At 57.9% G+C, this 19,010-nt stretch carries 15 protein-coding genes and 1 tRNA gene; 13 read left to right on the forward strand and 3 right to left on the reverse strand.

What is annotated here, in order from left to right:
• Positions 1-279 precede the first annotated feature (279 nt).
• From DWY95_RS13625 to DWY95_RS13650, 6 genes are all read left to right on the forward strand, one after another.
• Positions 280-4,215 carry an efflux RND transporter permease subunit gene (locus DWY95_RS13625; protein WP_118553919.1) on the forward strand — a complete coding sequence of 1,312 codons (3,936 nt, stop codon included), beginning with the start codon at positions 280-282 and terminating at the stop codon, positions 4,213-4,215.
• Positions 4,216-4,469: 254 nt separating this feature from the next.
• Positions 4,470-5,543, forward strand: coding sequence for an aldose epimerase family protein (locus DWY95_RS13630; RefSeq protein ID WP_118553920.1), 1,074 nt, complete (start codon positions 4,470-4,472; stop codon positions 5,541-5,543).
• 257 nt (positions 5,544-5,800) lie between these two features.
• Positions 5,801-6,826: a UDP-glucose 4-epimerase GalE gene (gene galE / locus DWY95_RS13635; protein ID WP_118553921.1), complete on the forward strand. Its 1,026-nt coding sequence runs from the start codon at positions 5,801-5,803 to the stop codon at positions 6,824-6,826.
• 153 nt (positions 6,827-6,979) lie between these two features.
• Positions 6,980-9,325 (forward strand): ferrous iron transport protein B, encoded by a 2,346-nt coding sequence (gene feoB / locus DWY95_RS13640; protein WP_118553922.1) that lies wholly within the window; start codon positions 6,980-6,982, stop codon positions 9,323-9,325.
• A 159-nt stretch (positions 9,326-9,484) separates the two neighbouring features.
• Positions 9,485-9,907 (forward strand): MarR family transcriptional regulator, encoded by a 423-nt coding sequence (locus DWY95_RS13645; RefSeq protein WP_243082790.1) that lies wholly within the window; start codon positions 9,485-9,487, stop codon positions 9,905-9,907.
• 1 nt (position 9,908) lies between these two features.
• Positions 9,909-10,688, forward strand: coding sequence for a sulfite exporter TauE/SafE family protein (locus DWY95_RS13650; protein ID WP_118553924.1), 780 nt, complete (start codon positions 9,909-9,911; stop codon positions 10,686-10,688).
• A gap of 75 nt (positions 10,689-10,763) precedes the next feature.
• Here the strand turns inward: DWY95_RS13650 and tig are convergent, their stop codons facing one another.
• Entirely contained in the window at positions 10,764-12,065 is a 1,302-nt protein-coding gene (gene tig, locus DWY95_RS13655) for a trigger factor (protein ID WP_118553925.1), read from the reverse strand.
• Positions 12,066-12,250: 185 nt separating this feature from the next.
• Between tig and sdaAB the strand changes: the two genes are divergently transcribed.
• The 4 genes from sdaAB to DWY95_RS13675 all read left to right on the forward strand — a co-directional run bounded on the left by sdaAB (position 12,251) and on the right by DWY95_RS13675 (position 14,443).
• On the forward strand, positions 12,251-12,934 hold the full coding sequence (gene sdaAB / locus DWY95_RS13660) for an L-serine ammonia-lyase, iron-sulfur-dependent subunit beta (protein WP_118553926.1): 684 nt from the start codon (positions 12,251-12,253) through the stop codon (positions 12,932-12,934).
• A 3-nt stretch (positions 12,935-12,937) separates the two neighbouring features.
• Positions 12,938-13,813 carry an L-serine ammonia-lyase, iron-sulfur-dependent, subunit alpha gene (gene sdaAA, locus DWY95_RS13665; protein WP_097791243.1) on the forward strand — a complete coding sequence of 292 codons (876 nt, stop codon included), beginning with the start codon at positions 12,938-12,940 and terminating at the stop codon, positions 13,811-13,813.
• Between the two features lie 127 nt (positions 13,814-13,940).
• A tRNA-Arg gene (locus tag DWY95_RS13670) sits at positions 13,941-14,017 on the forward strand.
• Positions 14,018-14,191: 174 nt separating this feature from the next.
• Positions 14,192-14,443, forward strand: coding sequence for a DUF6061 family protein (locus DWY95_RS13675; protein ID WP_118553927.1), 252 nt, complete (start codon positions 14,192-14,194; stop codon positions 14,441-14,443).
• 49 nt (positions 14,444-14,492) lie between these two features.
• Here DWY95_RS13675 and DWY95_RS13680 read toward each other — a convergent pair whose 3' ends face one another.
• On the reverse strand, positions 14,493-15,026 hold the full coding sequence (locus DWY95_RS13680; protein WP_118553928.1) for a TetR/AcrR family transcriptional regulator: 534 nt from the start codon (positions 15,024-15,026) through the stop codon (positions 14,493-14,495).
• Between the two features lie 103 nt (positions 15,027-15,129).
• On the opposite strand from DWY95_RS13680, the gene DWY95_RS17560 reads away from it, so the two are divergent.
• From DWY95_RS17560 to DWY95_RS13690, 3 genes are all read left to right on the forward strand, one after another.
• Entirely contained in the window at positions 15,130-15,264 is a 135-nt protein-coding gene (locus DWY95_RS17560) for a hypothetical protein (RefSeq protein ID WP_270192860.1), read from the forward strand.
• Positions 15,261-16,208, forward strand: coding sequence for an alpha/beta hydrolase (locus DWY95_RS13685; protein ID WP_199665514.1), 948 nt, complete (start codon positions 15,261-15,263; stop codon positions 16,206-16,208). Before DWY95_RS17560 ends, DWY95_RS13685 begins: the two co-directional genes overlap by 4 nt.
• Before the next feature lie 147 nt (positions 16,209-16,355).
• Complete coding sequence (locus DWY95_RS13690) at positions 16,356-17,258, forward strand: alpha/beta hydrolase (protein ID WP_118553930.1); 903 nt, start codon at positions 16,356-16,358, stop codon at positions 17,256-17,258.
• An 809-nt stretch (positions 17,259-18,067) separates the two neighbouring features.
• Here the strand turns inward: DWY95_RS13690 and DWY95_RS13705 are convergent.
• A complete protein-coding gene (locus DWY95_RS13705) occupies positions 18,068-19,003 on the reverse strand; it encodes a hypothetical protein (protein WP_118553931.1) in 936 nt (311 codons plus the stop codon).
• Between the last annotated feature and the right edge of the window lie 7 nt (positions 19,004-19,010).

Below are 19,010 nucleotides of genomic sequence, written 5' to 3' on the forward strand. Positions count from 1 at the left end.
TCTATTTTCTGAAACGCTCAGAGATCTGAGCCTGAAGAGCCATTCTTGAAACAGTATAACATACTTGAGTGCGATTTTCTATGAAAAATCAAATTCCTCTGCAACAATCCCGGCGGCTGAGCCGTATCTCTAGCGAAAATTGACTAAATTTTGCAAAAGATTCACCCTGCACCCTTGCAACCCCTCAGACCTTGTGTATAATAGGAATCATGTAAGATTGCCCTTTTGAGGGCGCTGGCCGTGGAGCGCACGGCGCAAGCAAAGAAACGGTAGGATAAAATGGAAAAATTCAGTGTCAAAAAACCGTTCACGGTGCTGGTGGCGGTCATCATGGTGCTGATGCTGGGCTTTGTGTCCATCAGCAACATGCAGACCAACCTTCTGCCCGACGTGAATACACCGTACCTGATGGTGGTCACGGTCTACCCCGGTGCAAGCCCGGAGCGTGTGGAGAGCGAAGTCTCCGACGTGATGCAGAACGCATTGGGCACCGTGGCGGGTGTGGAAAAAGTCACCGCCACCTCGGCGGAGAACTACAGCCTTCTGCTGATGCAGTTCTCCGATGATACGGATATGAACAGTGCCATGGTCAAGGTGTCGAACAAGGTGGATCAGACCACGGCCAGCCTGCCGAGCAGCTGTCTGACCCCTTCGATCATCGAGTACAGCCTGAACATGAATGCCTTTATGACTGCGGCCGTCAGCCGCGAGGGCAGCGATGTGTATGACCTGTCGGAGTTCGTCAGCGACACCCTCGTGCCCTACGTGGAGCGCAAGGGCGGCGTTTCCAGCGTGTCCGCCAACGGCCTGATCGAAAAGATGGTGCAGGTCCAGCTCAGCCAGGAGAAGATCGACGCCATCAACGAAAAGCTGCTGGAAGTGATCGACGTCCAGCTGGCCGATGCGCGCAAGCAGCTGGAGAGCGCCGAGGCTCAGATCGAAGCGGGCCGCAAGGAATACGACCGCCAGTTCAAAAATTACAATAAGACCGTTTCGGATACGGTGATGCAGCAGTTCAGCGGCCAGGTCGGCGAGGCGGTCGAGACCGTCCGCAAGCAGGCACAGGCCCTGCTGGACAGCGTGAACCAGCTCATCGCCGTGGTGCAGGAGCCGGAGATCCAGCAGGCCCTGATCGACGTCCGCGACGGCCTGCAGCGGGTCATGGACAAGTTCAACGAGACGGGCATGAAGGACATCGACTCCCTCATTGAGATCGTGGCCGAGCTGCGCGATATCACCGATAAACTGACCGGCGCACTGCAGCAGCTGCAGCAGCGCCTGAACACCGAGTCCGGCACGGAGGGCAGCACGGCGGCAGACCTCGCCGATGATCTGCAGGTGCAGCAGAGCCTGAACACGATCTACAATACCCTGAACGACGTCATCAAGGCCATGGACGATGTCCCCGGCCTGATGAGCACCTTCTCGGATGCACTGGGCACCTACTCGCAGCAGCAGATGCAGGCTTATATGAAGTTCACCGAAGCCCGCGAGATGCTGAACGAGTACGAAAAGCAGCTCGCCGAGGCAAAGCAGACCTACGCGGACGCTGAAGAAAAGGCGATGGCCAGCTCCGACGTCTCCAAGCTGCTGGACATTGACACGCTGGCACAGCTCATCTATGCCCAGAACTTCTCAATGCCCGCCGGTTACGTCAAGGATTCCAGCGGCAAGAGCTGGCTGCTGAAGGTCGGCGAGGAATACGACAGCATCGAGGATATCTCCGGCGCTCTGCTGCTCCATGTGGACGGCTTCGGGGATGTCCGCCTGTCGGACGTGGCTGACGTTGAGGTCATCGACAACGCCGAGGCCAGCTACACCCGCCTGAACGGCGAGCGCGCAGCCGTGCTGAAGATCTACAAGGGCGCCACCTCCAGCGCCAGCGAGGTGTCGGACAACTGCCTGTCCGCCTTCCAGGAGCTGGAAGCCCAGTACGACGGCCTGCATGTGGTCGTTCTGTCCAACCAGGGCAACTATATCACCATCATCGTCAAGAGCATCCTGAGCAGCATGGTCATCGGTGCGGCACTGGCCATCATCGTGCTGGCCATCTTCCTGCGGGATGTCAAGCCCACCCTCGTCGTCGGCTTCAGCATCCCGCTGTCGGTCCTGTTCGCTGTGGTGCTGATGTACTTCACCGGCATGGACCTGAACGTCATGACGCTGGCCGGCCTGTCGCTGGGCATCGGTATGCTGGTGGATAACTCCATCGTCGTCATCGAGAACATCTACCGTCTGCGCGGCCGGGGCGTCCCGGCGGCCCGCGCCGCCGTGCAGGGCGCAAAGCAGGTGGGCATGTCGGTCGTGGCGTCTACCCTGACGTCCGTCTGCGTCTTCCTGCCCGTCGTCTTCTCGTCGAGCATCGTCAAGAGCCTGATGCAGCCCATGTCCCTCTGCATCGGCTACTGCCTTATGGCCTCGCTTATCGTGGCCCTCACCGTTGTCCCGGCGGCTGCTTCCACCGTGCTGAAAAAGGCTGAGCCCAAGCAGCTGAAGTGGTTCGACAAGATCCAGGACAAGTACGCCAAGAGTCTGGAGTGGTGCTTCCGGCACCGCGCCCTGCCCCTGCTGGCGGCGGTGGTGCTGCTGGCCTTCTGCGGCTGGCGGGTCTTCTCCATGGGTGTGGAGCTGCTGCCCACCATCACCAGCAACGAGGCCATCGTGACCCTGAGCACCACCAAGGACCTCAGCAAGGAGGATTCCTACGCCATCGCTGGCAAGGCCGTGGAGGCCATGCTGGAGGTGGACCATGTGGAGGAAGTGGGCATCACCACCGACACCCGCGTGGCCGGGATGGACATCGGCCAGCTGGGCCTGCCCACCACCATCACCGACCTGCTGAACGCGGCCAACAGCTACGGCACCTATCAGGTCAACGTCATGCTGGATGAATCCCTCTCCTCTTCCGAGATCGAGACGGCCCGGCAGGCGCTTGAAGATGCCCTTTCCGGCATCGAGGACTGCACCGCCAAGGTCGAGATCAGCGGAATGCAGGAGCTGACCAGCCAGCTGGCCAGCGGTCTGAGCGTGAAGATCTACGGTGCCGATTCCGAGACCCTTTCCCAGCTGTCGGAGAAGGTCGTGGACATCGTCAACGATACCGAGGGCTTTGCCAATGCGACCAACGGTCTGGGCAGCGGCGACGCCACCATCAACCTGCACATCGACCGCGACAAGGTCCGCTCCTACGGCCTGACCGTGGCCCAGGTCTACCAGCAGATCGCTGCCAAGCTGACCACCACCACCACGGCCCAGACCCCCGTGACCGTGGACGGCAGCACCATGAGCGTCCAGATCAGCAACAATCTGGACCCCGTCACCAAGGAAAACATGATGGATATCACCTTTGAGACCACCGTCATGTCTGCCGACGGCACCACCAGCACCGGCACCTGCACCCTGGCCGATATGGCCACCTGGGACACCGGCAGTGCGCCGGACTCCATCACCAGCGAGGATCAGACCCAGTACGTCAGCGTCACGGCCGACACGCTGGACGGCTACAACACCACCGTGCAGGCCCGTGTTCTGGAAAAGAAACTGAACGAGTTCGCCCTCTCCGATGAGATGCCGGAGGGCTGCTCCTTCTCGATGGGCGGCGAGTCCGACTCCGTCAACTTCATGGTCAACGAGATGGTGCAGTGGCTGGGCCTGGCTTTGCCCTTTGTCTATCTGGTCATGGTGGCCCAGTTCCAGAGCCTGCTCTCCCCCTTCATCGTCCTGTTCACCATCCCGCTGGCCTTCACCGGCGGCCTGCTGGGCATGCTCTTCACCGGCCAGCAGCTGACCATGATCTCCCTGATGGGCTTCATCGTCCTGATGGGCACCGTCGTCAACAACGGCATCGTCTTCGTGGACTACGCCAACCAGCTGCGTCTGGGCGGTATGGAGCGCCGTGCGGCCCTGATCGCCACCGGCAAGACCCGTATGCGCCCCATCCTGATGACCACCCTGACCACCGTGCTGGCCATGCTCCAGCTGGTGTTCAGCAACGATATGGCGAGCCAGCTCATGAGCGGCATGGCCATCGTCATCATCTGCGGCCTGAGCTATGCCACCCTGATGACCCTGTATATCGTGCCCATCCTGTACGATATCCTCTTCAGGAAGCCGCCGCTGAACGTCGATGTCGGCAGCGACGATGAGCTTGACGACATCCCCGACGATGCCGCCGAGTATATCGCCCAGGCCTCCTCCGCACAGCCGGAGGGCTGAACCTGAAGTTCCCCAGAGCCGTCCGCCGTTCCAGGCGGGCGGCTCTTTTGCTGCCTGCGGCCCGGCCGACCGGGGCATTCCCCCTTCGGATCGGCCGGAGCGGGTCATTTTCACCAAAAAATATCTCGAAATATTGGCTGATAAACCTAAAAAGATGTCCACACAGAAGATGCAAATTGTGATATAATCATAATAATAAAGGATATAACCGAGAGTGTGGTATCCAAACATTTCGAAAAAGGAGGCGAAGCCCTATGGCACAGTTTCGCTCCAGGCCCTTTGGTGTGACCAGAGACGGCGAGAAAGTCAATGAATACATCATGTCGAATCCCGGCGGGCTGGCGGTCAGTGTGCTGAATTACGGCTGCGTGATCAAAAACATCTTTGTCCCCACAAAACAGGGTCCGGTGGATGTCGTGGTGGGCCACGATACCTTTGCCGACTACGAACAGGATTTCAATTCTTCCAGCAGCACCTGCTGCGGCGCCTTTGTGGGGCGGTACGCCAACCGCATCGAGAACGCGGAGTTCAGCGTGGGCGGCAGGAAATACCAGCTGGAGCCCAACAACGGCAGGAATCATCTGCACGGCACCTTCCCCAAAAAGATCTACGACGTCAAGGCCTTCGGCGATACCCTGCTGCTGGAGACCGAGAGCCCGGCGGGCGAGGACGGCTTCCCCGGCAACCTGAAAGTTTCGGTGCGGTACATCCTCACCGAGGACAACGCCCTGCGGATGGACTACCGCGTCTCGTCCGATGCCGACACCATCCTGAACCTGACCAACCATACCTATTTCAACCTCGATGGAGGCGGGGACGTGCTGAACCAGAAGCTGCGCCTCTATGCGTCCCGCTATCTGGAGGGCAACAACGAGACCTGCCCCACCGGCAACATCCTGCCGGTGGACAATACGCCCATGGATTTCCGGGCGGGCAAGATCATCGGCCGGGACATCGACACCGGCTTTTCTCAGACCACCATGGCGGGCGGCGGCTACGACCACTGCTTCGTCATCGACCGGGGCCGCGGGGCCAGCCAGAGCCTCTGCGCCTGGGCTTCCAGCGATCAGACCGGCATCAGCATGAAGGTCTACACCACCCAGCCCGGCGTCCAGCTCTACACAGCCAACTTCCTGCAGGACTGCCCTGCCCCCGGCAAGGGCGGCATCCCGATGCAGAAATACGGCGGCTTTGCGCTGGAGACCCAGCACTTCCCTTGCAGCCCCTCCCACCCGGAGTTCCCCTCCACGGTCCTGCGGGCCGGAAAAGTGTTCCGCGCCAACACGACCCTGCGGTTCTTCACCGGCAAACAGTGCGGGAAACTGTAACCAGCAGAGCGTCCGGCCCGCATAGAAGGCCCGACGCTCTGTTTTTTTCTCCTATTTGCACAAAGTGCGGCTTCTCTCCATGGGCAACATGCGAAAAATCATGCGTCATCAAAAAGTCGACAACGGTCAGGCAACAAAAATCCAGAGGAATAGAAAGATGGATACTTGATTCTGCCCGCAAAACGCGGTATGCTTTAGGCAGATGGAGACGGGGAAACACCCCGCTCACAATACGGTGAGAAGTGAGGTATTTTGCTATGGCAATTCTGGTTTCCGGCGGTGCCGGTTATATTGGCAGCCATACCTGCATCGAGCTGCTGAACGCAGGCTACGATGTGGTGGTGGCAGACAACTACTACAATGCTTCCCCTGTGGTGCTCGACCGCGTCAAGCAGATCACCGGGAAGGACTTCCGCTTCTACAATGCGGATATGACCAGACACGAGGACGTGGAGAAGATCTTCACCGAGTGCCCGGACATCGACGCCGTCATCCAGTTCGCCGCCTACAAAGCCGTCGGCGAGAGCGTCTCCAAGCCCATCGAATACTACTACAACAACCTGAACTGCACACTGGTCATCCTGGACGTGATGCGCCGCCACAATTGCCACAACTTTGTGTTCAGCTCTTCGGCCACCGTCTACGGCGACCCCGCCTCTGTGCCCATCACTGAGGATTTCCCCGTTGGTGCCACCACCAACCCCTACGGCACCACCAAGGCATTCACCGAGCGCATCCTGACCGATGTCTGCAAGGCTGACCCGGAGCTGAACGTGGCCCTGCTGCGGTACTTCAACCCCATCGGTGCCCACAAGTCCGGCCTCATCGGCGAGGACCCCAACGGCATCCCCAATAACCTGATGCCTTACATCGCCAAGGTCGCCATCGGCAAGCTGGAAAAAGTCCACGTCTTCGGCAACGACTACCCCACCCCCGACGGCACCGGCGTGCGCGACTACATCCACGTCGTGGACCTGGCCCGCGGCCATGTCTGCGCTATCCGGAAGCTGGAGACCAAGTGCGGCCTCTTCATCTGCAACCTGGGCACCGGCCACGGCTACAGTGTGCTGGATGTCATCCATGCCTTCGAGAAGGCCTGCGGCAAAAAGATCCCCTATGTCATCGACCCGCGCCGCCCCGGCGACATCGCCGAGTGCTACGCCGACCCCTCCAAGGCCAAGCGTGAGCTGGGCTGGGAGGCTGAGTACGGCATCGAGGAGATGTGCGCCGACAGCTGGAACTGGCAGCAGAAGAACCCCGACGGCTACCACACCGTGAAGTAAAAAACCAACGAAAATGCAAGGCTCGCTTCGTCCGCTCCACACCGGATGAGGCGGGCTTTTTTTCGCTGTCTGCCTTGACAATGCCGGGCAGTTAGCATATATTAAAACTGTTTCTATAAGCTAACAATCTGTCGAAACAGAAAGGCATTGGCCATGACATTAAAAGAACTGAAGATCGGCGAAAGTGCCGTTATTGACGCAGTGGGCGGGGCGGGAGCCCTGCGGCAGCATTTTCTGGACATGGGGCTGATCCCCGGCGAAAAGGTCACGCTGGTGAAGTTTGCACCCATGGGCGACCCCATGGAGCTGCAGATCCACGGCTATGAACTGACCCTGCGCCTGGACGACGCAGCACAGATCGAGATCACCCCGGCAGCGGCCGCGCCCGCCGCTGCACCCGCCCGGCGGGAGAACAAGATGGTGGAGCATCCGGGTCTGGGCGAAGGCGGACGCTACCACACCAAACAGGGCGAGCATCCCCTGCCGGAGGGCAAGACCCTGACCTTTGCGCTGGCGGGCAACCAGAACTGCGGCAAGACGACCCTGTTCAACCAGCTCACTGGCTCCAACCAGCATGTGGGCAACTTCCCCGGCGTCACGGTGGACCGGAAGAGCGGTGCCATCAAGGAGCACCCGGAAACGGAAGTCACCGACCTGCCCGGCATCTACTCGATGTCGCCCTATTCCAGCGAGGAGATCGTCACCCGCCAGTTCATCATCGGCGAAAAGCCGACCGGCATCATCAACATCGTGGACGCGACCAACATCGAGCGCAACCTGTACCTGACGATGCAGCTCATGGAGCTGGATACCCCCATGGTGCTGGCCCTGAACATGATGGACGAGGTGCGCGGCAACGGCGGCACCATCCGCATCAACCAGATGGAAGCCATGCTGGGCATCCCGGTGGTGCCCATCTCGGCGGCTAAGAACGAGGGCGTGGACGAACTGGTGGACCATGCGATCCATGTGGCCAAGTACCAGGAGCGTCCGGGCCGGCTCGACTTCTGCGGCGAGGAGGACCACGGCGGCGCGGTGCACCGCTGCATCCACGGTATCATCCACCTCATCGAGGATCACGCCAGAGCGGCCGGCATCCCGGTGCGGTTCGCGGCCACCAAGCTGGTGGAGGGCGACGCCCGCATTGAGGAAGCCCTCAAGCTGGACCAGAACGAAAAAGAGATGATCGAGCACATCATCGTGCAGATGGAGCAGGAGCGCGGGCTGGACCGTGCCGCCGCCATTGCGGATATGCGGTTCCACTTCATCCACCAGCTGGTGGATCAGACCGTGGTGAAGCCGCATCAGAGCAAGGAGCAGGTGCGCAGCAGCCGGATCGACCAGTTCCTGACCGGCAAATACACGGCCATCCCGGCCTTTGTGGGCATCATGGCGCTGGTGTTCTACCTCACCTTCGGCGTCATCGGCGCGGGCCTGCAGAACCTGCTGGAAATCGGGATCGAGAACCTGACCGTTTTTGCGGACAATGCCCTGACCTACTGGAACGTCAACGAGGCGGTCCACTCGCTGGTCATCGACGGCATCTTCACGGGCGTGGGCAGTGTGCTGAGCTTCCTACCCATCATCGTGACCCTGTTCTTCTTCCTCTCGCTGCTGGAAGATACCGGCTACATGGCCCGCGTGGCCTTTGTGATGGATAAGCTGCTGCGCCGCATCGGCCTTTCGGGCCGCAGCATCGTGCCGATGCTCATTGGCTTCGGGTGCACGGTGCCGGGCGTCATGGCCAGCCGCACCCTGCCCTCCGAGCGGGACCGCAAGATGACCATCCTGCTGACCCCCTTCATGAGCTGCTCGGCTAAGCTCCCCATTTACAGCCTGTTTGCCGTGACCTTCTTCCCGGATCATGCGGCACTGGTCATGGTGGGGCTGTATTTCCTGGGCATTGCGGTGGGCATCCTGGCGGCATTTGCCCTCAAGGGGACCTTGTTCCGCGGCGAGGCGGTGCCGTTCGTCATGGAGCTGCCCAACTATCGCCTGCCCGGCCTGAAAAATGTGATGCAGCTGCTCTGGGAAAAGGCGCGGGATTTTCTGGAGCGCGCCTTCACCGTCATCTTCATGGCGACCATCGTCATCTGGTTCTTGCAGAACTTTGATCTGCAGCTCAGCCTGACCGCAGACCCGCAGGAAAGCATCCTGGCCTTTGTGGCCAGCGGCATCGCGCCCCTGTTTGCCCCGCTGGGCTTTGCGGACTGGCGGGTCTCCACGGCCCTCATCACCGGCTTCATGGCAAAGGAGAGCGTCGTTTCGACCCTGACCATCCTGTTCGGCTCGTCCGCTGCGCTGGGCGCGGCGCTGTCCCCGGCGGCAGCGGCCCCGCTGCTGGTGTTCTGCCTGCTCTACACCCCCTGCATTGCGGCAGTGGCCTCCGTCAAGCGGGAGCTGGGCGGCCGCTGGGCGGCCGTCATGGTCCTGAACCAGTGCGTGGTGGCATGGGCAGCAGCCTTCATCGTCCGGATGCTCGCGCTGGCGCTCGTGTAAAATTTTTTTGATCAGACCAAGAGCCTGTACCCGAAGCGATTTGGGCACAGGCTCTTTGTTTGTGTGAGGCTCTTGACAAGGCACAAAAATCGTGCTAAAATACTTCAAAAATGAATGATTCAAAAATGGAGCGATAAAATGAGAGAGAGAAACCCCAGCATGGAATTTGCAAACAAGACGGCGCTGGCCTACAGCGCGGTCTGCAAGCCGCTGTGCCAGGAACTCGGCCTGCCCCAGACGGCGTTTGATATCCTGCTGTTCCTGGCCAACAACCCCGCCTACAAAACGGCCAGCGACATCGTGGAGGTGCGCCACATCAAAGCGAACCTCGTCTCGGTGAATGTGGACAAGCTCGTGCACGAGGGCCTGCTGACCCGCTGCCCGGTGCCGAACGACCGCCGCAAGACCGAGCTGCTTTGCACCGAAAAGGCTCAGCCCATCATCCAGCGGGGCCGGGCGCTGCAGGAGGCCTTCTTTGCCCGACTGCTGAACGGCATCGACGAAGCCCGGCTGAATGTGTTTTATGGGACCCTGGAACAGATGGGCCGGAACCTGGATGAAATTCTGGAAGGAGAACTGTAAGATGAATGTGTTGTTTACGATCGTTGTGACCTTTTTTGCCGGGATGGGCGCAGGCCTGGGCACCGGCTTTGCCGGTATGAGCGCCGCTGCGGTCATCAGCCCGATGCTCATCACCTTCCTCGGCATGGACCCTTACATGGCCGTCGGCATCGCCCTCTCGTCGGACGTGCTGGCCAGTGCGGTGTCGGCCTATACCTACCATAAGAATAAGAATCTGGATATCAAGAACGGCCTCATCATGATGGCCAGTGTTCTGGTGTTCACGGTCGTGGGCAGCTACCTTGCCAGCCTGCTTCCGTCGGCCACCATGGGCAGCTTCTCGGTCTTCATGACCTTCCTGCTGGGCATCAAGTTCATCGTTCGACCCGTCATGACCACCAAGGAGGCCATGCAGGGCGTCTCCGCAAAGAAGCGCGCCATCCAGTCCGTCGTGTGCGGTGTCTGCATCGGCCTGATCTGCGGCTTCGTGGGCGCTGGCGGCGGTATGATGATGCTCCTCATCCTGACCAGTGTGCTGGGCTATGAGCTGAAGACTGCCGTCGGCACCAGCGTTTTCATCATGGCCTTCACCGCCCTGACCGGTGCCGTTTCCCACTTCGCCATCGGCGGAATGCCCGATCTCTTCGTTTTGGCGCTCTGCGTGGTGTTCACCCTCCTGTGGGCCCGCATTGCAGCCGTGTTTGCCAACAAGGCAGACTCCAAGACCCTGAACCGTGCCACCGGCATCGTTCTGGTCGTGCTGGGCATCGTGGTCATGGGCTTCAACTTCCTGACCAAGTAACGCATAAGACCCCCTTCGGAGCGGCAACTCTGAAGGAGGTCTTGTTTGTATGAATGGAATGCGATCTTGAAAAGATCAGGCGTCTTTTTCCTCAATGGTGGAGTGCTCAATGACCCAGTCGGCGGCGCGGCGGATGGCCTCATTGCGCTGAATCATCGGGATGTTCACACCGGCCTTGACCTCTTCGAGGGTCTTCTTGGTGCGGTCTGCACGCTCCTGCAGGTTCTTGTTGATCTCCTCCTCGGTGGGGACGAGGTTCTCGTTCTGGGCGACCTGCAGCAGGGCCATCCGGGCGCGGGTGTTCTTCTCGGCGGCAGCGTGCACGTTGGCCGTGAAGGTCTCGCGGGTCTGGTGGATCTGGCTCAGGTAGCGGTCCAGGCTCATCCGCTGCATCTGGAGCTGCTGCTGGATGTTCTCCATCTCGTGCTGATAGGTGCTCTCTACCAGAACACTGGGCAGCTCGCCCTCAGCGGCGGCAGCCAGCTGGGTCAGGATCTGGTCCTTGGCACGGTTCAGAGCACTGGCGTGTTTGCCGTCGTACAGCTGCTTGCGGACCTGTTCCCGGAAGGCTTCCATGGTGTCCACCTTGCCGATCTTCTTGGCGAAATCGCTGTTCAGGGCGGGCAGCTGGCGGACGCAGACGTCGAGCAGCTTGATCTTGAAGACGACCGGCTTGCCTGCTAGATCCTTGGCGTGATAGCGTGCCGGGAAGGTGACGTTGATCTCAAACTCCTCGCCGCCCTTGTGGCCCAGGATGCCGTCCTCAAAGCCGGGGATCATCCGGCCGCTGCCCAGCTGCAAGGTCTGGTTCTGGGCGGTGCCGCCTGCAAAGGCCTTGCCGTCCAGCAGGCCCTCGTAGTCGATGTGCACGATGTTGCCCTTGACGGCCGGGCCTTTGTGGGGCACCAGCTCCGCCGCCGCGGCACGGCGGCGCTCCAGCACGGCGTCGATCTCCTTGTCGGTGACAGCCGGGGTGACGCACTCGGACTGGAAGCCGGTGGTCTGGGCCAGCTTCAGTTCCGGCTGCAGGGCGGTGGTGGCGGTGGCCACAAAGCCCTCGTCCTTCTTGACGCTGACCAGATCGTAGCTGGGCTCATCCACGGCGTGGAAGCCGTGCTCCTGCATCGCAGCATCGTACAGTGAGGGAACGTCCCGGTCCATCAGATCGTTGATGGCGTCATACCAGAAGGTGTGCTCGCCGCGGTCGGCTTCGATCTGCGCACGGTCAGCCTCGCCCTTGGCAAAGCCCTTGATGGTGTAGGAAGCGCGGGTGCGCTCATACACCGCATTGGATGCGGTCTCCAGCTCCTCAGCAGTCGCGCTGAAGGTCATTTTGCAGACACTCTTTTCGGGAGTTTCCACGCTTACCAGTTTCATAGAAATCGAACCTCCGTGTTGCCCCAAAAGGAGCGAATTCAAACATTAGTAAAGTTATTATAGCACAAGTGGGGCAAAAGCGGTATAATAAAACAGAGAAAAAGTGCAAAGAGGACACTTTTGCCGGCCGGAACGGGCCGGAATGAGGGGCTTTTTTGCAGGGAATACGAAAGGATGTGCATCGTATGCGCTTGTTTGACGTTCTGGGGCCGGTCATGATCGGGCCCTCTTCCAGCCACACGGCGGGTGCAGCCAAAATTGGATACACGGCACAAAAGCTGCTGGGCGATATCCCGGTGGATGCCGACATCGGTCTGTATGGCAGCTTTGCCACGACAGGCCGAGGCCACGGCACCGACCGCGCACTGGTGGCAGGTCTGCTGGGCCTCCGCCCGGATGATCCCCGCCTGCCGGACAGCTTCGGGCTGGCCAGAGAGCAGGGTATGAAGTTCAGCATCCACCCGGTCGAGCTGCGCTCGGCCCACCCGAACACCGCCGTGCTGCGGCTGACGAGCCGGACCGGCCGGGTCCTTTCGATGAAAGCGGCCTCGGTGGGCGGCGGACGCATCCGCGTCACCGAGATTGACGGTGTGCCCGCCGATTTCGGCGGCGACAGCAACACCCTCATCATCCACAACGAAGACACCCCCGGCTGCATCGCAGAGGTCACGACCTCGCTGGCGCTGCGGCGGATCAACATCGCGTCGATGCAGGTGTTCCGCGCCGGGACGGGCAGTTACGCCGTCATGGTGCTGGAATGCGATTCTCACATCCCCCACCCGCTGGTGCAGCAGCTTGCGCTGATGCCCGGCATCCTGAAAGTGACCTGCCTGAACGTAGACGAACCCGAAGAAAATGCGGAGGACTGAGCGATGGCTTTTTTATCCTGTGAAGAAATGCTGGCAGCAGCCCGCACCCAGAACATCTCGCTGGCCGAGGCGGTTTTGCGCAGCGACCTGGCGGAGAGCCGCCTGACCGAGGAGCAGAGCCGCCATGGGATGCGGCATCTGTGGCACGTCATGGAGGCCACCAGCCGGGATTACGACCCTGCCCAGCGCAGCCGCAGCGGCCTTTCCGGCGGCGACGCCGCCAAAGTGGAACAGGCGCATCGGGCAGGCCGGAGCTACGGCGGCGATTACCTGGCCGAGGTGACAGCCGAAGCGCTCAAGACCGCCGAGTGCAATGCCTGCATGAAGCGGATCGTGGCCGCGCCCACCGCAGGCAGCTGCGGCGTTCTCCCGGCGGTGCTGCTCCCGCTGGCCCGCGCGGGCGAAGCCGATGAGACCGCCATCTGCGAAGCGCTCTACGTGGCCGCAGGCTTCGGTCAGGTCATTGCTGCTCGCGCAACGCTGGCCGGTGCCGAGGGCGGCTGCCAGGCCGAGGTCGGAGCCGCCAGCGCCATGGCTGCGGCGGCGCTTTGCCATCTCAAGGGCGGCACACCGGAACAGTGTTCCGCAGCGGCCGCCATGGCGCTGGGCAACCTGCTGGGCCTGGTCTGCGACCCGGTGGCGGGTCTGGTGGAAGTCCCCTGCATCAAGCGGAATGTCGTTGGTGCCGTGAATGCCGTCTCCTGCGCCAATATGGCGCTGGCCGGGGTGGACTACGCCATCCCCTGTGACGAGGTTATTGACGCCATGGGCCGCGTCGGAAGCCTGCTCTCCCCCGACCTCCGCGAGACCGGCCAGGGCGGCCTTGCCGCAACGCCCACCGGCATCCGCATTGCCGAGCAGCTGGCGGAAGAAACGTAAAAACGAAAAGACGTACTTTTTTCAAAGGCGAAAATAAAATTCTGAAAAATCCAAAGAAAATTTCAAAAAACCGTTGACAAAACCCCTCCTCAGTGATAAAATACATCATGTTCCGACCGGAACGTATGCGTTGGTAGCTCAGCTGGATAGAGTGACTGACTACGAATCAGTAGGCCGGGGGTTCGAGTCCCTTCCATCGCACCAAACCATGAAAATCCGAACCTTTTCTCGATAGGAGAAGGGTTCGGATTTTTTGTTTTCTTCGGAAAGCAAAATGAAGGCTCCTTCCCGACGGCTGTGTGTCCAAAACCTTATCAGAAGAACCGTATAACAAAAGTCACAACTGTAAAGGTGCCGTAAGGCAGAAAGGACACAAACATGAAGTACGATGCAAGAGCCTGCCATTTCAACATGGATACCGGCTGCGTGGAGCTGCTGCTCCGGGATGGGAGAATGATCTCCATTGACTGCACCGGGGTCGAGGACGCGCTGGACGTGACCATGGCGCAGAGGTCAGAGTTAGACTATCTCGTCTATAATGACCCGCTTGGCTATGCGGATTTGATTCTGAACGGCAATCTAGAAGAATACTTGAAAAACGTAACCGGGAGCCATGGCTTAGAAGATTAAGAATAGCAAAACAGGGCGTATCTCTTTTTATGGGATGCGCCCTGTTCTTTTATGCCTGTTTTTTCTGTGCTTCTGCAAACATCCGGGCAATCTCCGTGCCGGATTCCTGCATTCCGCGATTCATCCACTCATGTACCCAGCCATATAGCATATAGCCGATGGCAGAATTCAGATAAGCCAACCCGTTGGGGATCTCCGGCGAACGGTCAAAATAGCCGAGGATCGTTTCCAGCATGATATTGGAAAGCCCTGCATGATACAAAGCCAAGTAAAATTCGGAGTGCTCTTTGTAAAAATCCAGCAGACTGATGAGCCATAAGTTCTCTGGACCCGGTGTGCCATCAGGATGCTCTTGATCAAATTTTGTTTTCCATTCATTGGTCAGGCGCACAGATTCCTGCTGTAATACGTCCTCTTTGCTTGCGAAATTGCGGTAAAAGGATGCCCGCCCGACCCCGGCAGCATCCACCAACGCCTGAATGCTGATGGAGGCAAACTCCTGCGTTTCCATCAATTCCAGCAGCGCGGACAGGATGTGCTGCCGGACATAGGTGTTCTTTTCCTGATTGTTCATGTTCTTCATGGGATGATACAAACGCCCTTCTTTGTCTCATTTCGGCTGAGACGATTGACTCAGCACTGTTTTGATGATACACTCGTCCCACCAAAAAGTCAAGGAGGTTTTTATGACAATGACTTCAAAACGAATCATCTTACTTGCCGTCATTATTGCAGTGGGTTTTGTATTGGGACGTTTGGCAGTTCGAGAAGTGTTGAATCTGCTGCTGGGCGGCACGCTGTTTGGAGGGAATATTCTGTGAAAACACTGAAATGGGGATTGCTTTATACAGCTGCATTTCTTGCAGCGTTTGTCGGCTCTGCTTTGCTTAAACTGAACAGCGACCCGACCCACGGCAAATACAACACCCGTTGGGATGAAACGATCGGCAAGGCATACACCGATTTGCCTTATGGAGAGGGTGCCGCCAACAAATTTGATCTTTATGTACCGGCAGACAAAAGTCAGGATGCATACGGTCTTGTGGTCTATCTCCACGCCGGTGGGTTTACCAGCGGAGACAAAGCCGGTGATGCCGAGATGCTGAAATGGCTGTGCAGCAAAGGCTATGTGGCGGCAGGAATCAACTACACATTGTTTACGGAAGAAAACCCGGATGCCAGCGTATACAGCCAGTCGGAGGAGATCAAAGCCGCCATGCCCTATGTGGTTGCAGCAGCCGAAAAACTGGGGTATAAGCTTGACCGGATGGCGATTGCGGGCGGCAGCGCAGGCGGATGTCTTGCGCTGATCTATGCCTACCGGGATGCCGACACCTCGCCGCTTCCGGTCAGAATGGTATTTGAAGCAGTCGGCCCCGGCAGCTTTCATGTGGAGGATTGGGGCATCTTCGGTCTCGACCAAAGCCCGGAGGCCGCCGCAGGACTGTTCAGTGTAATGTCCGGTCAGGCGCTGACCCCGGAGGATATCACATCCGGTGCCTATCTGGATGCAGTCAAACCGATCTCTGCTGACCGCTGGGTCACAAAGGATACGGTGCCCTCTGTCCTCTGCTACGGCGCACACGACAAGATGCAGCCCTTTGCCGCATCCAAGCCGCTGGTCGCCGCACTGGAAAAGAACGGCGTAGATCACCGGCATTTCGTAGCGGAGCATTCCGGTCACGGACTGCAAAATGACAACAAGGCCTATCTGGAGTATCTGGATGCTGTGGTGGAATATCTGGACAAGTACATGAAGGACTAACTCTGTATGAAAGGAACCGTTTAGGAGGCTATCATGCAAAAGAATGATCTTCTTGTAGTGGCAATTATGATAATTGCCGCTGGCATTTCGGGCGCAATATGCGGAAAGCTGCTGTTGGATAACATTATATGAGAAAGAAAAAATATCATGAAGAACGGAATATTTGTTCTGGTGTTTCTTGCCAGCGCATTGACAAGGATCTTTCTGCTGGGAAGTGCACCGGAGCGACTGGTAAAGTCGCTGGGACAAGATCTGACCTGCGCGGTTTTCAGCGACCAGAACTATGAAAACGAGAACGGAAACCAGTACGACCTGTATATTCCTGCCGGACTGGACAGGACGCAGGATCAGAATTTGATCCTCTATATCCACGGGGGTAGCTTCAACTCCGGTTCAAAAGCTGATGGCGAAACATGGTGCAGATACTATGCCGCACAGGGGTACATTACAGCATCCGTGGATTACACTCTGCAGATGCACGGAAAAGATGCGTCCGTTTATCAGATGAACAAAGAAATTGAAAATGCAGTCCGGGCGATCCGGCAAAGGACGGAGGAACTGGGATATCATATTGCAGGAATGGCTCCGTTTGGTGTGTCCGCAGGCGGGACCTTGGCGATGAATCTGGCTTATAACGGGAATTCTGCGATTCCGGTCAGATTTGTTTTCCAAGTAGCTGCCCCCACATACTTTGAACCATCCGAGTGGACCCTGCTCATGAAGGTAGACAAGCTCGCATCGGAACACGACTTTTGCAAGATGATGACCGGAAAGGAATTGGAGGATTATACACAGGAGATCCAGAAGATCTCTCCGGCAGGCATCGTGAGCGATGATTCTGTGCCTTCACTGATCGCCTATGGCCGGATCGACCATTGCGTCCCCGTGAACCAAAAAAATTATCTCATGGAAGCGTACCTTTTTCACGACGTTCCATACGACTATATCGAATTTCCGAAGTCCAACCATGGGATGTATAATGATCCGGATAAGCTGCAGGAATTTCTGGAAAAATCCTTGGAATATGCCGAGCGTTATTTTGCAGCTTGACCCGCATGAACTGCTGCGGAGGAATTGTGTCAATTTGACACAATTCCTCCTCGTCCGTTCTAAGCAGGGTTTGGGGTGGAACCGCGTTTGCGCAGCGCAGCGGAGCAATGAAAGCCCCAGTGGGGCTTTTAAGCGGCAGCGCGGTCTGCGACAGCAGATGGAGGGGCGTTGCCCCGACAAGTTCGACAAATGTTTCCGAATTGTTAAGGCGCAAAAATAAGTAGAGGGATTCTGCTCATGTAAGGGGGGCGCCGGTTGCTCCGAACGAAGTTCCTGCCCCTGTTTGTGCAGCGGCATTGTCCGGCTCGCCCACAGAAAGTGTGAGGTCATGGCACGGTAGAGAGGAATTGTTTCTCCCATAAGAATACGCAGTTTGGTACATCGGATATATAACAAAGAAAAAACAGGGTGCGCCCTGCCGGACGCACCCTGCAAAAATCCACATACGATAGCGATATGTATAACAGGGCGTTCCCCGTCGGGAACGCTCTGTTTTTCTTTGCTGGTGGTGTGATGAGCCTGCTCTGCCTGCCATGCAGCAAATTCTCTTTGCCCTTCCTCGCTGTTCCAGCAGGCAAGGATGGCCGGGTAGAATGCCCGTGCCAGACGGTCGATGGCTTCATCGGGGTAGGGGGAAGTGTTTGTGGACTTTTTCTTTTTGTTCAAACGCACGCTCCTTTGATCGTCCCACCGTGGCAAAGCTGGGCGAGAAAATCAAAGTTCCAATTTTTATCAGGCGCAAGGGCGCGGATGCTTTCCACCCTGCACTTGCGGCTGGTGGCTCGTTGATGGCTTACAAGTGCCTGTCGTTATGCCGTTTTAGAGGATTCACCGCTGGATTCTGCAAGAACTTCGTCCAGCGTTTTCAAAAATTCAAGATGAGGTTTCAAGGCAAAGCGGAGAACTTTGACCTGTTCCGGATGCGTAAGAAGTTTCGGGTTCAAGTCGAACGTAATCTCCCAACTCTTTCGCATGAGAGATTCAGCATTGTGGAGCCGGTAGTACAGTTCGAGAAACTTTTGGGGAACATCATAGCTTTCATCAATGGTGTTGCTGGCGGCTTTCTCTGCCTGCTTCACCGTTACTTTGTTAGGCTTGACTTTCTTCGGCTTCGGCACATAATTCTTGACTTCCTCAAAAATTTCAGCCTGTTCTTCGGGCTTGGCCTTGCCGAGATTTTCGAGAAGATAATCGGGAATGTGCAGTTCCTCGCGGAAGAACCGATCACGGAAACCGGGAGACAGTTCATCCGCAACGTCAACGCCGTGGGCATAGTATTCTGCACGGCGGACTGAGCTTGCGCTGCTGTGATTTTCCTGTGCAATGCGCTCACAGGTTTTCATGGGCTTCTGGTTGTGTTCAGATTGAACACTGCCAGATTTCTTTGCAGTATGCTGATTACCGCGAAACGCCTCGGTGCGCTTTTCAGAGGAATACTGCTTGCCCATCAGAAACTTCTTCTGCTCCGGCGTGAGATTGCGCCGCCCCAACTGGTTCTTACAAATCCAAGCGAGGACTTCTTCCCGGCTTTCAAACGGGAGCGGCATGGTGGAGAAATAAATCTCTGGGTGCTTTTGGAGGATTGCATAACGATTGTGTCCATCAACAAGGGTGTTGTTCCAAACAATCAAAGGAGAGATCAGCTTGCCCTCTTTGAGGATATTTTCTTCAAGCTGCTTAAATTCATCATCGGTCAGAGGAGGAATCTGGGACTGGAACTCCGGGTCAATTTTCAGATTGATCATACGCACA

It is taken from the genome of Faecalibacterium sp. AF28-13AC (assembly GCF_003478405.1).
Classification (GTDB): Bacteria; Bacillota; Clostridia; order Oscillospirales; family Ruminococcaceae; genus Faecalibacterium; species Faecalibacterium prausnitzii_E.

Excerpts from the sequence above, each read along its gene's own strand:
- DWY95_RS13625 (WP_118553919.1), top strand. The coding sequence starts at position 280 with ATGGAAAAATTCAGTGTCAAAAAACCGTTCACGGTGCTGGTGGCGGTC.
- DWY95_RS13630 (WP_118553920.1), top strand. The coding sequence starts at position 4,470 with ATGGCACAGTTTCGCTCCAGGCCCTTTGGTGTGACCAGAGACGGCGAG.
- galE (WP_118553921.1), top strand. The coding sequence starts at position 5,801 with ATGGCAATTCTGGTTTCCGGCGGTGCCGGTTATATTGGCAGCCATACC.
- feoB (WP_118553922.1), top strand. The coding sequence starts at position 6,980 with ATGACATTAAAAGAACTGAAGATCGGCGAAAGTGCCGTTATTGACGCA.
- DWY95_RS13645 (WP_243082790.1), top strand. The coding sequence starts at position 9,485 with ATGGAATTTGCAAACAAGACGGCGCTGGCCTACAGCGCGGTCTGCAAG.
- DWY95_RS13650 (WP_118553924.1), top strand. The coding sequence starts at position 9,909 with ATGAATGTGTTGTTTACGATCGTTGTGACCTTTTTTGCCGGGATGGGC.
- tig (WP_118553925.1), bottom strand. The coding sequence starts at position 12,065 with ATGAAACTGGTAAGCGTGGAAACTCCCGAAAAGAGTGTCTGCAAAATG.
- sdaAB (WP_118553926.1), top strand. The coding sequence starts at position 12,251 with ATGCGCTTGTTTGACGTTCTGGGGCCGGTCATGATCGGGCCCTCTTCC.
- sdaAA (WP_097791243.1), top strand. The coding sequence starts at position 12,938 with ATGGCTTTTTTATCCTGTGAAGAAATGCTGGCAGCAGCCCGCACCCAG.
- DWY95_RS13675 (WP_118553927.1), top strand. The coding sequence starts at position 14,192 with ATGAAGTACGATGCAAGAGCCTGCCATTTCAACATGGATACCGGCTGC.
- DWY95_RS13680 (WP_118553928.1), bottom strand. The coding sequence starts at position 15,026 with ATGAAGAACATGAACAATCAGGAAAAGAACACCTATGTCCGGCAGCAC.
- DWY95_RS17560 (WP_270192860.1), top strand. The coding sequence starts at position 15,130 with ATGACAATGACTTCAAAACGAATCATCTTACTTGCCGTCATTATTGCA.
- DWY95_RS13690 (WP_118553930.1), top strand. The coding sequence starts at position 16,356 with ATGAAGAACGGAATATTTGTTCTGGTGTTTCTTGCCAGCGCATTGACA.
- DWY95_RS13705 (WP_118553931.1), bottom strand. The coding sequence starts at position 19,003 with ATGATCAATCTGAAAATTGACCCGGAGTTCCAGTCCCAGATTCCTCCT.